This is a genomic window from Methylobacterium sp. E-066 (genome assembly GCF_022829635.1).
Taxonomy (GTDB): domain Bacteria; phylum Pseudomonadota; class Alphaproteobacteria; order Rhizobiales; family Beijerinckiaceae; genus Methylobacterium.
On sequence record NZ_JAKSYO010000043.1, the window covers coordinates 18283 to 31213 of the forward strand.

A 12931-nucleotide genomic window follows, 5' to 3' on the forward strand; every position below is an offset into this window, starting at 1 on the left:
ATCTGGATCAAACGCGGTCTCACGTTCCGCTGATGGACGCAAAGCCATCCATGCGCGGTCCGCTGGGAAATCCCATGTCTTCGCGGAACGCCTCACACGCCGACGGCCCGAACGTCGCCATCGTTCGCCCCCGGGGGCTGAAGCACGTTGCCCAAAGACTGGATGCTCTCCGTGATGTGGGTCAGCACCGTCCTGATCCTCGGGGTGTCGCGATTGTCCTTGTGGACCAGCAGCAGGATGTCGGCATTGGGAGGTTCGGTCGGCACCTCCAATCTCGTGAGCCGGCGCTCCTCGTCGCCGCGGAAGCGTGCCAGGCATGCCAGGCCTCCGCCATTGGCGGCTGCGAGCACGGCGGCCTCGTGGCTGCTGGTCTGCAGGACGATACGGGACCTGGGAGCCATCTCGGTCAGCCAGGCCGACTGCGTCATCTCCTGGCTGTCCTCCATCTGCGTGATGAGATGGTGGTCGGGGCAACCGTCGTCGAAGTTGAGTGCGCCGCGCTCCGTGATGTAGTCCCGCGTCGCGTAGAGACCGAAGGCGATGCCGCCGATGCGCCGCACCACGAGGTCGTGCTGCTCGGGCTGCCGCATACGCACGGAGATGTCGGCCTCGCGCATCGCCAAGCTGAGTTCCCGCGGGTTCGGAATGAGCTCGATCATGATGTCGGGATGCTTGGCGTGCAGGCCGGCGAAGCTCGGTGCCAGCAGGTGCGCGGCCATGGTCTCGGCGCAGGTGACCCGCACCAGCCCGCGCAGGCGGGTGTCGCGCCCGGTGACGTCCCGTTCCAGGGCGAGGGCTTCGGCCTCCAGGCTTTCGGCCTTCCTGCGGACCTCCTCGCCCGCCAGGGTCGGCACGTATCCGTCGGGGGTCCGGTTCAGCAGGCGTACCGCGAGGGTCGCCTCCAGCGAGTTCAGGCGGCGTCCGACCGTCGATTGCGACACGTGGAGCACCTTGGCGGCGGCCGAGAGCGTGCCGTGCCGGGCGAGCGTCAGGAAGAATCTCAGATCATCCCAGTCCAGCATGCGGCCTCCGCGATCCGTTTTCGCATTCCTCCTCGTCAGCTTTGGTGGCCGACTTCAATGCCGAAGAGCTTATACTGGAACTCATGAAATAACCACGACGGAAATATTTTCGCCATCAAGGAATTTTGACGGCGGCCATCCCTGTAGAGGAGAAATCAATGGCGTTGCCTCCCGTGAAACCCGATGTCGGAGCCACGGTCCCCATCGACAAGCGCGAGCTTCAGACGGTGATCGATAAGGGCAAGGCCGACCCGACCGCCGTCCGGACCCTGCGGTGCCGAACCGTCGCGCAGGGGAGATTGAGCCAACTCAATTACATCCGGAACCTGCCGCCGCAGCCGGTGATGGAGGACGAGCCCGAGGGACTGCTCGGCGAGAGCACCGCGCCGAACGCTTCCGAGGCGCTGCTCGCGGCGTTGGGATCGTGCCTCTCCATTGGTATCCACGCCAACGCCCTCGGGCAGGGCATCCCGATCCGATCGCTGGAGCTGCACGTCGAGGCCGACATCAACATGACCTCGGTCTGGGGCAGCGGCGACCTGCACCCGAAGACCATCGGGTTCGAAAGCATCCGCGTCGCCGTGAGCATCGACGCGGATGCGTCCCGAAAGGTCCTTGCGGCGCTCATCAGGCACACGGTGCTGTGGTCACCGGTGGCGAACACCCTTCACAATCCGGTCCACCTCGACGTCGCCCTCGCGCCTGCCGTGGCCGCGGCGGCCTGAACCGGATAGCCGCCGAAACGGCATTCGCGCGGATCTGCGTTCTAGGTCCTCGATTTTGAACAGCCCCACCACTTTGCCTTCGCGTTGGGCCCTGGACGTCGAGATGATGCCACGGCCGGCTTGGCGGCCGGGGTCCTGCAACGCGTATTCTGACTCGATGCGGATGGGCGGGACGCGTTTGTCGAACGCGCACGCAACGAGGAGCGGGGGCGGGCGACCGAACGCTGGCGGGGTCGCTGAGGCGGCGCCTCCGGAAGAGCCAGACGACGAGGGGGTGACCCACGGGCCACCGCGAGAGGACGTTCCCCATCGAAAGGACAGACTCATGTCGATCCATTCGCTACCCGCCGGCCCGGCGATCAGGCCACCCTTTCACGTCCCGCCGTCGTATCCGGTCGGGGGCATCGGCAAGGTCCGTCTAATCAGCCTGGCAACGGCTCTGCCGCTGGCGGAACGGGACACGCTGGAGCCGTTGAGCCGCCGTGTGGCGCTCGACCAGAAGGAAACCCTGTACGGTCAGGACGAGCCCGCGGTATCCGTCTTCAACGTCAGCTCAGGCGCGCTTCGCCTGTATCGCATTCTCCCCGACGGGCGCCGGCAGGTCACCGGCTTCGCCTTCCCGGGCGATTTCCTGGGGTTGTCCCTGCTGGACCGCTTCACCGTGTCTGCGGACGCCCTCGGTCCGGTGACCGCATGCAGGTTCGAGCGGCTGGCTTTCATGGACCTGCTTCGCGGGCAACCCTGCCTGATGATGCACCTGCATGAGATCCTGGGACACGAGCTGTCCCGGGCCAAGGACATGATGATGTTGCTCGGGAGGCGGACCGCGGACGAGAGAATCGCGACGTTCCTGATGGGACTGCAGGAGCGATACGTCCGGATCGGACGATCCTCGGTCACCCTGGAGCTGCCGATGGGGCGTCTCGACATCGCCGACCATCTCGGCCTGACCATCGAGACCGTAAGCCGGACATTCTCCAGGCTGGACCGGGACCACTGCATCCTGATCGTCCCGGGCGGCGTACGCCTCGTGGACCACGACCGCCTCGCACGGATGTCGGCACACTGATCTTCCCCTGCGCTGTGCCTAAAGGCCCGGGGGGCGAACCGGTGGTCGCTTGATGTCCCGCCAACGGGACCTTGGGCCGGGTACACCGGGAGCCTGTACCGCTCCCGTGTCGACGGGGTCCGATGGGCGGATATCGCTGGGCACCACGTCCTCCGAAGGCGGCATGTTCGGGCCGCTGGACGTGGCATGATCGCCCTCTCTGGGCGCCGCTTGGGACGTCGTCGCGACCAGAAGCGCCCCCAGGGCGGCGAGCATGGTCTTGCGTGTTCCTGACATCATCCGGGCCTCCTCATCCGGGGCGACGGTTTCGGCCGCCCCACGCGATGGCCAGCATGCGCGCGACGTCGCCAACGGACTTTGCGCTGGATCAAGGACGCGACGGGGCCAGGGAATAGGGTTCGCCCCATCGGCACAGACGAAACGAACCGCTGCCGGGACGCCCCATCGGCGGCCGCCAACGCCGGAAGGCTTCGCTGTCTCGATCCGGCTCGCCGAGGCGACGGAGGCGGCCTGAGGAATTCCCCGACGATCCAGGAAACGCACCATGACCATGGACAAGACCTTGCAGACGAACGTCCTCGCGGAACTCGGCTGGGAGCCGAGCGTCACCGCCGCCCATATCGGCGTCACCGCAAAGGACGGCATCGTGACCCTGACGGGGCACGTCCAGAACTACATGGAGAAGTACGCCGCCGAGAAGGCAGCCGGCCGCGTCAAGGGCGTCCGAGCGGTCGCCGAGGAAATCGAGGTCCGCCTTCCCGCGCACGCCCGAAAGAACGACGACGAGATCGCCGTGGCCGTGGTCCAGCGCCTGGACTGGAACGTCTCCGTCCCCGACGAGACGGTGAAGGTCACCGTCGAGAAGGGTTGGGTCACCCTGACCGGCCAAGTCGAGTGGCAGTTCCAGAAGGCCGCGGCCGAGCATGACATCCGCGGCATGCTCGGCGTCGTCGGCATCGCGAACAACCTTACGATCAAGCCGCGCCCGAACGCGTCCGACATCAGCGCCGACATCACGGATGCCCTTCATCGGAGCTGGTACGACCCGAAGACCATCAACGTCAGTGCGGTCGGCGGCGTCGTCCACCTGAGCGGCACGGTCCACACCTGGTACGACCGGCAGATGGCCGGATGGACCGCCTGGGGAGCCCCGGGCGCCACGAGCGTCGACAACGACATCCGGGTCGTCTGAGAGCGCCTTAACCGCCCGACGTGCCGGGCGGTCCGACTGGATCGCCCGCTACGGCCTCCCTCAGGAGCCCCTCGTGATGATGCACGCCCGGATACACGGCCACGACCGGACCACCCTTGCCCTGATCTTCAACCATCCGACCAGCGAGAATCTTGAATGGCGGGAGGTCGTGGCCTTCGTCGACAGGATCGGGACCAGCGAGGAAAAGCCGGACGGGAACTGGAGACTGAGCCTCGGCGGTCGGACGCGGACCTTCCCCCAGCCACCGCGCTAGGACATGGACCCTCGCGAGGTCGAGCGGTTGAGGCTCCTGATGGAGGAGGCCGGCCTGTCAGCACATGCCACGGAATTGATGACGCCGAGCCCGGCCGCCGGCGAGAGCGATGCCCTGATCGTCGTCGATCACCATGAGGCGCGGATCTATCGCCTCGACCCCGGGACCGTGGGCGAGACGACCGATACCACGCTCAAGCCGTACGATCCCCACGGCCACATCCACCACCTCGCCCACAAGGAAGGTGGGAACTACCGCGGCCAGCGTGCTCCGGAGGACATGGCCTTCTACGACGGGATCATCGCGTCGGTCAGGGACGCACCGCGTATCGCGATCGTCGGCCACGGCACCGGCAAGAGCAGCGCGATGTCGGTCCTGTCGCGGCGCCTCGGCGAGCACCATCACCAGACGCAGGGACGCGTCGTGGCAACAGCGACCGTAGACCTCTCGGCGGCGACGGACGGACAGTTGCTGGCGCTGGGTCGCGAGATGCTGAACCGGACCGTCCGGTGATGGCCGTACGGGTTTCCACCGCCCCTGACGGCGACCTGACGCTGGATGAGGCGGCATGCCATCCACGGAGGCCCGTCGCCTCGGGATCGCCGTAAGTGTCGCCGTCTGCGGAGACCAAGGCTTGAATTGCCTAGGCGACGCGCCGACGATGATGGCTACCGTACCATAGGTAGATCTGGGGGCAGTCCCGATTCTATTGGCCTACAGGCAGGCCTCGTCCTCGTCGATCAGGCGGAGCGCCTCGACGAGATGGTCACGTTGCTTGATCAGGGCTTCGACGGCGCGGGGCAGATCCTTTTGACGCTCCTTCTCGTCATGGCCGAACGCGGGCGTCGACCGTGCAGGCGTAGATGCCGGGCCGGCATCGGCCTTGCGGTGGATCAACGACCTCGCCGGATGTCGATCCACCGGATGGCGTTCAGTGGGACATCAGGCAGCAGACCGGGCTGTGGTCGAGCAGGTTGCGGGTGACGCCGCCGAAGAACCATTCCCGCAGGCGGCTGTACCCGAAGGCCCCGCCAACGATGAGGTCCGCCTTGAACCCCTCGGCGGCGTCGAGCAGGGTCTCGGCCGTCCCGCCACCGTTCGGGACCTTGAGAACCCCCACGGCCTTGACGCCGTGCAGGCCGAGATAGGCCACGACATCGTCCAACTCGGTCCGGTCGCCGTCCTTCGCGACCTGAACGACCTGGACCTCGTCGGCGAGCTTGAGGAACGGCATCGCATCCGAGATCGCCCGCCGGCTCTGCGGGGTGTTCTTCCAGGCCACCACCGCGCGGGTCGCCGACAATCGTTCCACGCCGTGCGGCACGACGAGGACCGGCCGGCCCACCGCCATCAGCGCGTCGCCGGGTCCGACGGCGGCCGCGAGATGCGGTCCGTCGTTCTTACCCTGACGTCCGACGACGACGAGATCGGCCGCCCGCGATTGCTCCGCTAGGAACGTCAGCGTTTCCCTGAGCTCGGAACGCCACTCGATCCGCTCCGTCGGCCGGGCCGCCAGGCGGAAGACCTCTTCCGCCTGGCGCAACTCGTCGAAGGCTTTCTGACGGAGGTCCTCGATCCCGTAACCGGTCGGCACGGACGTTTCCCCGAACCCCCGCGGGTAGTCCGGTCCCCACGCCGCGACGCCGATGAGGCGTGCATCGAGCCGTCGCGCGAGGTGCGCGGCCAGCCCGATCCGCGGAGCCGCCCGCGCCCCGGGATCCACGGCGACGATGATGCTGGCATACGACATGGGGAACCTCCGGTGACGAGGGGAGGACCATGCCGGTTCGACGGGCATCCATCGTTGATCCAGCGCAAACCCAACTCTCGGACACGAAAGGCCAGGCGTCGTCGTCCGCAGGCGATGGTCCGGGACGATTTCGGGCCATGCCCTTGCGATGGGTCAAAGCCGGCGCCCCGGGGAACTGGCATTCTCGGACTTTGCCGAAGGGAGCCGTCCCATCCATGACCTTCGCGAGCATCATGGTCTCCGTCGACCTCGCAGGCGATGCGGGCGGACGGATCGCGATCGCAGCCCGTCTCGCGGACGCGGTCGGGGCCCGGACGATAGGCGTCGCCGCGCAGGCGCCCGACCATGTCACCGCCCAGGTCGGTCCGATGGGCGCCTCGGCCCTCCTGCCGGCCCTTTCGCGACGGGCCGTCTCGGACGGGCTCGCCCAGGCGCAGGAGTTGTTCCGTGCGGCCGTCGGCACCCGGAGCCGGGTCTCATGGCGATCCGCCCTCGAACCCGGGCTCGCCTTCCTGGCCAGCCACGCCCGAGCCGCCGACCTCGTGGTGGTCGGGCGGGGATGCCCGGACGGGGCGACCGGATGCCCCTTGCCGCTCGACGCCGCCTCCGTGGTGCTCGTGGCGGGACGTCCGGTGCTCGTCGTGCCGCCCGGCATCGATTACCTCGAAGGCCGACGCGTGATGGTGGCGTGGAAGGATACGCGGGAGGCCCGTCGCGCGGTGCTGGACGCGCTTCCGATCCTCCGCCTGGCGGACCGGGTCGACGTCGTCGCGATCACGCACGAGGACCGGGTTTCCGGCGCCGCCGACGTGGCGACCTACCTCTCGGCACAAGGCATCCCCGCGACTTCCGCCGAGCACCCGTGCGAGGGAGGCAGCGACGCGGAAGTCCTGCTCGACCTGGCGTCCGAGGGCGCGACGGACCTGATCGTCATGGGGGCCTACGGTCATGGGCGCCTGCGAGAGGACGTCCTCGGCGGCGTCACCCGGGAGGTCCTGCGCCACTGCCCCGTCTGCAGCTTCCTGAGCCATTGATGATCGAGCACCTCCTGTCGAGCGGCACGGTCCCTCTCGCCATCCAGGCAAGCACCGATCATCCAGCAAAACCACCCGTCGATGGCGCGGTCACCCAGCTTGCCCGGCAGTTGATGGAGGCCGGTCTGGAAGGGCTGTCCGAGCGCGAGCGTAGAGTCATCCTCCACATCGCGAAGCGGCAGCATGTGGCCCGGGACGTGAACAGCGTCCTCGTCGAGCGCCAGACGTTCGGGGAGCGTCTCGCGGATCGCGTGGCGCAGATGGGCGGGTCCTGGGGGTTCATCCTGGTCTTCACGGGCATGCTCGTCGCATGGGTCGTGGTGAACACCGTCGTCCTTGCCCGAGCCGGCGCCTTCGACCCCTATCCGTACATCTTCCTGAACCTGATCCTGTCGATGGTCGCTGCCCTTCAGGCGCCGGTGATCCTGATGTCGCAGAACCGGCAGGCGGCGAGGGACCGGGTCGCCGCCAGCCTCGACTACGAGATCAACCTGAAAGCGGAGGTCGAGATCATGGCCCTGCATGACAAGCTCGACCGCATTCGGATGGAGCGTCTCGAAGGCATGCTGGCCGAGCAGTCGACGCAGATCGAGGCCATCGGCAGGGCGGTCGATGCAGACGCCGCGAAGCCGACGCCTCCCTGACGGGCCCCGATGTCCGGTTCCTAAGGATTCTGGTTGGACGCCTTCATCGCGGGACGCTTATCGTTCCAGGGACTTCAGGTAGGCCAACACGTCTGTGATCTGGTCGGGCTCAAGCTGGAACTGCGGCATGGTCGGATGCCCGGTGGTGATGCCCTCCGCCAGGGCCTCGCCGAGATCCTCGATCGGATATCGCGTGTGGAGGTCTCGGAATGCGGGCGCGACGGCCAGCGGGCTCTCTCCGATCCGTCCGACGGCATGGCAAGTGGCGCAATTCGCCCCGACGAAGGTCTTACCGCGTTGGACCTGTCCGTCGGTGGCGGCCGCCGCGGTCTCCATCACTCCAGTGAGGAGAAGCATCGATAAGGCAAGGCGCATGGACACGGGAAGGCTCCGGGTTCGGTGAGTCGTGGATCCGGCAAGGGCCATCGGCCCGACGGGCCGGGACGCGCGCGCGACCAAGCCTCCCGCCGCACCGACCCCAGGGCTGCGACGCCTAGGTCGGCTGGCGGTCCGGCCCGGTCTCGTAGTCTACGACCTCCCTCACCATCCGCAGGTCGAACCCGACGCCCGCGGTCCGTGTGCCGGCAAAGGTGGACGCATCCGTCCAGGCCCAGTCGCGCACCTGCGGCAGGTCCTCCCCGGTGCGGCAGACGTGTTCGCGGTGCAGCGCCAGCAGGTCCCGCAGTTCTTCCTCGGCGCGCTCCACGCACGGCCCGAGCCCCGACGTCCACTTCAGGGCGGCAAGCGCGAGGTGGTAACGGTCGAGCCCGTTCAGCACCGCCATGTCGAAGGGGGTGGTGGTCGTCCCTTCCTCGACGAAGCCATGGACGTGGATGTTCGCGTGGTTGGTGCGCCGGTAGGTCAGGCGATGGATGAGCCAGGGATAGCCGTGATAGGCGAGCACGACCGGCCGGTCCCGAGTGAACAGGCTGTCGAAGGTGGTGTCGTCGAGACCGTGCGGGTGCATGTCGGGCGAGGGCAGCGTCATCAGGTCGACGACGTTCACGACCCTGATCCGGATGGCCGGGATGCGGTCGCGCAGCCAGGCAACGGCCGCCAGCGTCTCCATCGTCGGAACGTCCCCGGCGCAGGCCATGATGACGTCGGGCTCGCCGTCGCCGTCGTTCGAGGCCCATTCCCAGACGCCGATCCCGGCCGCGCAATGCTGCGCCGCCTCGTCCGCGTTGAGCCACTGCAGGGCGGGTTGCTTCCCGGCGACGACGACGTTGATGCGGTCGTGCGTGCGCAGGCAGTGGTCCATCACCCAGAGCAGGCAGTTGGCGTCCGGCGGCAGGTAGACCCGCGCCGTGTCGCCCTTCTTGTTCGCGACGAAGTCGATGAAGCCCGGGTCCTGGTGGCTGAACCCGTTCTGGTCCTGGCGCCAGACATGCGAGGTCAGCAGGATGTTGAGCGAGGGCACGGGCTTGCGCCACGCCAGCGCACGGGACGCTTTCAGCCACTTCGCATGCTGGTTCACCATCGAATCGACGATGTGGATGAAGGCCTCGTAGCACGCGAAGACGCCGTGGCGCCCGGTGAGCAGGTAGCCTTCGAGCCAGCCCTCGCAGAGGTGCTCGGAGAGCACCTCCATCACCCGTCCCTGGCGCGCTAGGTGCTCGTCGGTCGGCAGGATGGCGTCGCGCCAGACCCGGTCGGTGACGTCGAAGACGGCATCGAGGCGATTGGAGAGGGTCTCGTCCGGTCCCATGACACGGAAGTTTCGAGCCGTCGCGTTGAGGGCGAGCACGTCGCGGAGGTATCCGCCGAGCACGCGGGTCCCCTCTGCCGATGCCGTGCCGTGGGACGGCATCGCGACGGCGTAGGCGGCGAGTTCGGGCAGCCGTAGTTGCCTCGGATCTCGTCCGCCATTGGCATGGGGATTGGCGCTCAAACGGCGGTCGCCGCGCGGATGGAGCGCGGCCAACTCCGGACTCAGGCGGCCCGCATCATCGAAGAGCTCGTCGGGCCGGTAGGATCGCATCCAGGTCTCCAGGATCGCGAGGTGCTCCGGGTTCTCGCGCAGGGCGGCCACGGGCACCTGATGCGACCGCCAGGTTCCCTCCACCGGCTTACCGTCGACCGTCTTCGGCCCGGTCCATCCCTTCGGGCTGCGCAGCACGATCATCGGCCAGCTCGGCCGGCCGACATCGCGGTTCGGGGCGCGTTCCCGGATCTCGGCGATGCGATCGAGGGCGTAGTCGAGGGCTGTCGCCATGGCCTGGTGCATCGGACCCGGATCGTCGCCTTCGACGAACAGCGGCTCGTAACCGTAGCCGACGAGCAGGCTTCGTAGTTCCGCCGCCGGCATCCGCGCGAGGATCGTTGGGTTGGCGATCTTGTAGCCGTTGAGGTGGAGGATCGGCAGGACGGTACCGTCGCCGACGGGATCGAGGAACTTGGACGCGTGCCAGGAAGCCGCTAGCGGTCCGGTCTCTGCCTCGCCGTCCCCAATCACGCAGGCGACGATCAGGCCCGGGTTGTCGAGGGCGGCTCCGAACGCGTGGATCAGGGAGTAGCCGAGTTCGCCGCCCTCGTGGATCGAGCCCGGCAGTTCCGGGGAGGCGTGGCTCGGGATGCCGCCGGGAAACGAGAACTGCCGGAACAGGCGGCGCATCCCGTCGGTGTCGGAGGCGATGTCCGGATAGACCTCGCCGTAGGTCCCATCGAGCCAAGCATTGGCGACCAGCCCGGGCGCGCCGTGCCCCGGTCCCCACACGGCCATCATGTCGAGGTCGCGCAGGACGATGGCCCGGTTGAGGTGGGCGTAGATGAAGTTCAGGCCCGGCGTGGTTCCCCAGTGGCCGAGAAGGCGTGGCTTTACATCGGCAAGGGAAAGTGGCTCGCGCAGCAGCGGGTTGTCGAGCAGATAGATCTGGCCGACCGAGAGATAGTTCGCCGCCCGCCAGTACGCGTCGATGGCGTCGAGGCCGGTCGGCCCGAGCGGACCAGGTACGAAGTCCAGACCGGCCACCTTCATGCCGGTGCCTTGCATCCCGGTATCTTGGCGGTCGCCTCTCGGATCGTTCACGATAGGCATCTCGGACTCCCGGGCACTGCGGAGCGACTCGGCGCCCCGTCCGACCCTCTGGTCGCATCCCCGACGCGCGGGCGCTTTGATCTGGATCACGCCGCTCCCCGCCGAGCCGTGCCAGTCAGGGCCTCTCCGGAGATGCGCATGATCCTCGTCCTCAATGCCGGGTCGTCCAGCCTGCGATGCGCCCTGTTCAGGGACGGCGAGGACGTCGCCGTCTGGCGCGTGCACGTCTCCGGGATCGACGGTGACGTGCACCTGACCGTCACGGGCGACCTCGACCTCGACGACGCACCGCCCGGGGGCGGTCTCGGCGCCGTGGTCGGCTGGCTCCTGGCGCGCCTGAGGCGAATGCCGCATCTCCACCTCCGGGCGGTCGGGCACCGGATCGTCCATGGTGGAGCCCGACACCGCGGTCCGGCCTGCATCGATGCCGGTCTGCGCGCGGAACTGGAGGCGCTGGTGCCGCTGGCCCCGGGCCACCAGCCGATGGGGCTCGCCATCATCGCCGCAGTCGATGCGGCTTGGCCCGGCCTGCCGCAGGTCGCCTGCTTCGACACCGCCTTCCACCGGACCCAGGACCGTCTAGCCCAGATCGAGCCGATCCCGCGTGCGCTCACCGAGGACGGCCTTCTGCGCTTCGGTTTCCACGGGCTGTCCTTCGCCCACATCGCACGCGTACTGCCAAGCTTGATCGGCGAAAGGGCCCGGGGACGCGTCGTCGTCGCCCATCTCGGTCACGGTTCCAGCCTCTGCGCCATGGCGGAAGGGCGTAGCGTCGCCACCACGATGGGGTTGACCACTCTCGGGGGAGTAATGATGGGGACCCGTTCCGGCACCGTCGATCCGGGCCTCGTGCTCCACCTGATCCAGGCGCGCGGCATGTCCGCGTCCGAGGTCGCCGAAATGCTCAACCGGCGCTCGGGCCTGCTCGGTGTCTCGGGCATCAGCGATGACGTCCGGGTCCTGCAGACCAGCCGGGCGCCGGAGGCCCGCGAGGCCCTCGACCTGTTCGCCTACCGCATCGTGCGCGAGACCGGCTCCCTCGTTGCCGCCCTCGGCGGCCTGGACGCCTTCGTGTTCACCGGCGGCATCGGCGAGAACGCTACAGCCATCCGTGCCGATATCTGCGGACGTCTGGCGTTCCTCGGACTCAAACTCGATCCGGGTCGCAACGAGCAAGGTTGCGCGCGCATCGACCGGGACGATTCGTCGGTTCCAGTCCTGGTCATCCCGGCCGACGAGGAGCGAGAGATCGCCGACGAAGCGAGACGGCTCATCGGCGCTTGAAGAAGGATGACGATGGCCGGCGCAGTGTCAACGAGCCGACTTGGCGACCGTGCCGGCCCACCGATCAGACCGGCAAACCGTCCGTTCTGATCCTTGCGCTGGATCAACGACCGAGCCGGTCGCGCCACCTACGTTCGCCCGATGCCGGGACACGCTTCGACGTGGACGCCGGAAAGCCTCGCATCGGACGGGGTCGAAAGTCCTCCCCTAGATCGTTGAACCCGCCGCGCCCAAGGAGTCCATCATGTCCCATGACACCAGCTTGCAGCATCGCGTCACGGCCGAGCTTATCTGGGACCCGGCCGTGACCTCATCGGAGATCGGCGTCACGGCCAAGGACGGCGTGGTTGCGCTCTCCGGTCAGGTCGACACTTACGACGAGAGGATCGCTGCCGAGGCCGCCGCCTGCCGCGTCAGAGGCGTCAGGGCCCTCGTCCAGGAGATCGAGGTCGTGGTGCCTTACGCCCGCAAGCGGTCCGACGAGGACATCGCCGCCACCGCCATCGCGCGCTTGGCATGGAACGTGGCGGTGCCGCCGGATAGCGTCCTCGTGAAGGTTTCGAAGGGTACCGTCACCCTCACGGGCGATGTCGACCACCGCTTTCAATCCGAGGTCGCCGAGCGCGAACTCAGGCAATTGTCCGGCGTCATCGCGGTCAACAACCGCATCGTGGTCAGGCCGCAGGTCGATGTCGAGGCCGTCAGCGACAGCATCAGCGAGGCTTTGGACCGTTCGTGGCTGTTCGATCCCAAGACCGTCACCGTCAAGGCGGAGGGCGGGACCGTCTATCTCGGAGGCACCGTCCGCTCGATGCAGGAACGGCGCCAGGCGATGGGCGCGGCTTGGGCCTCCCCGGGCACCACGGCCGTCGTGAACAGCATCGGCGTCGTCTGAGCGAA

General features: G+C 67.8%; 14 protein-coding genes. 9 read left to right on the forward strand and 5 right to left on the reverse strand.

Annotation, left to right across the window (positions count from 1 at the left end):
- Positions 1-92: 92 nt before the first annotated feature.
- Positions 93-1022: a LysR family transcriptional regulator gene (locus MKL20_RS04775; RefSeq protein ID WP_243969377.1), complete on the reverse strand. Its 930-nt coding sequence runs from the start codon at positions 1020-1022 to the stop codon at positions 93-95.
- A 158-nt stretch (positions 1023-1180) separates the two neighbouring features.
- Between MKL20_RS04775 and MKL20_RS04780 the strand changes: the two genes are divergently transcribed.
- The 5 genes from MKL20_RS04780 to MKL20_RS04800 all read left to right on the forward strand — a co-directional run bounded on the left by MKL20_RS04780 (position 1181) and on the right by MKL20_RS04800 (position 4795).
- Entirely contained in the window at positions 1181-1747 is a 567-nt protein-coding gene (locus MKL20_RS04780; RefSeq protein ID WP_244035726.1) for an OsmC family protein, read from the forward strand.
- A 274-nt stretch (positions 1748-2021) separates the two neighbouring features.
- The gene (locus MKL20_RS04785; RefSeq protein ID WP_244035727.1) at positions 2022-2816 is read left to right on the forward strand and encodes a helix-turn-helix domain-containing protein; all 795 of its coding nucleotides are present in this window, start codon (positions 2022-2024) and stop codon (positions 2814-2816) included.
- 544 nt (positions 2817-3360) lie between these two features.
- The gene (locus tag MKL20_RS04790) at positions 3361-4008 is read left to right on the forward strand and encodes a BON domain-containing protein (RefSeq protein ID WP_244035728.1); all 648 of its coding nucleotides are present in this window, start codon (positions 3361-3363) and stop codon (positions 4006-4008) included.
- A 73-nt stretch (positions 4009-4081) separates the two neighbouring features.
- Positions 4082-4282, forward strand: a complete 201-nt coding sequence (locus tag MKL20_RS04795) for a hypothetical protein (RefSeq protein ID WP_244035729.1) — start codon at positions 4082-4084, stop codon at positions 4280-4282.
- A 39-nt stretch (positions 4283-4321) separates the two neighbouring features.
- The gene (locus tag MKL20_RS04800) at positions 4322-4795 is read left to right on the forward strand and encodes a hypothetical protein (protein WP_244035730.1); all 474 of its coding nucleotides are present in this window, start codon (positions 4322-4324) and stop codon (positions 4793-4795) included.
- Between the two features lie 201 nt (positions 4796-4996).
- On the opposite strand, the gene MKL20_RS04805 is transcribed toward MKL20_RS04800, so the two are convergent.
- Both MKL20_RS04805 and MKL20_RS04810 read right to left on the reverse strand, forming a co-directional pair.
- The gene (locus MKL20_RS04805; protein ID WP_244035731.1) at positions 4997-5179 is read right to left on the reverse strand and encodes a hypothetical protein; all 183 of its coding nucleotides are present in this window, start codon (positions 5177-5179) and stop codon (positions 4997-4999) included.
- A gap of 34 nt (positions 5180-5213) precedes the next feature.
- Entirely contained in the window at positions 5214-6032 is an 819-nt protein-coding gene (locus tag MKL20_RS04810) for a universal stress protein (RefSeq protein ID WP_244035732.1), read from the reverse strand.
- A gap of 215 nt (positions 6033-6247) precedes the next feature.
- Here MKL20_RS04810 and MKL20_RS04815 point away from each other — a divergent pair, with 215 nt between their 5' ends.
- Together MKL20_RS04815 and MKL20_RS04820 are read left to right on the forward strand one after the other, a co-directional pair.
- The gene (locus MKL20_RS04815) at positions 6248-7066 is read left to right on the forward strand and encodes a universal stress protein (RefSeq protein ID WP_244035733.1); all 819 of its coding nucleotides are present in this window, start codon (positions 6248-6250) and stop codon (positions 7064-7066) included.
- Positions 7066-7710 (forward strand): DUF1003 domain-containing protein, encoded by a 645-nt coding sequence (locus MKL20_RS04820; protein ID WP_409568113.1) that lies wholly within the window; start codon positions 7066-7068, stop codon positions 7708-7710. The genes MKL20_RS04815 and MKL20_RS04820 overlap by 1 nt, the downstream gene beginning before the upstream one ends.
- Before the next feature lie 57 nt (positions 7711-7767).
- Here MKL20_RS04820 and MKL20_RS04825 read toward each other — a convergent pair whose 3' ends face one another.
- Positions 7768-8085, reverse strand: a complete 318-nt coding sequence (locus MKL20_RS04825; RefSeq protein ID WP_243969716.1) for a c-type cytochrome — start codon at positions 8083-8085, stop codon at positions 7768-7770.
- Between the two features lie 118 nt (positions 8086-8203).
- The gene (locus tag MKL20_RS04830) at positions 8204-10702 is read right to left on the reverse strand and encodes a phosphoketolase (protein WP_244035767.1); all 2499 of its coding nucleotides are present in this window, start codon (positions 10700-10702) and stop codon (positions 8204-8206) included.
- A gap of 183 nt (positions 10703-10885) precedes the next feature.
- Here MKL20_RS04830 and MKL20_RS04835 point away from each other — a divergent pair, with 183 nt between their 5' ends.
- Positions 10886-12031: an acetate/propionate family kinase gene (locus MKL20_RS04835; protein WP_244035734.1), complete on the forward strand. Its 1146-nt coding sequence runs from the start codon at positions 10886-10888 to the stop codon at positions 12029-12031.
- A 244-nt stretch (positions 12032-12275) separates the two neighbouring features.
- Positions 12276-12926 carry a BON domain-containing protein gene (locus MKL20_RS04840; protein ID WP_243969399.1) on the forward strand — a complete coding sequence of 217 codons (651 nt, stop codon included), beginning with the start codon at positions 12276-12278 and terminating at the stop codon, positions 12924-12926.
- The last annotated feature ends 5 nt before the right edge of the window (positions 12927-12931 follow it).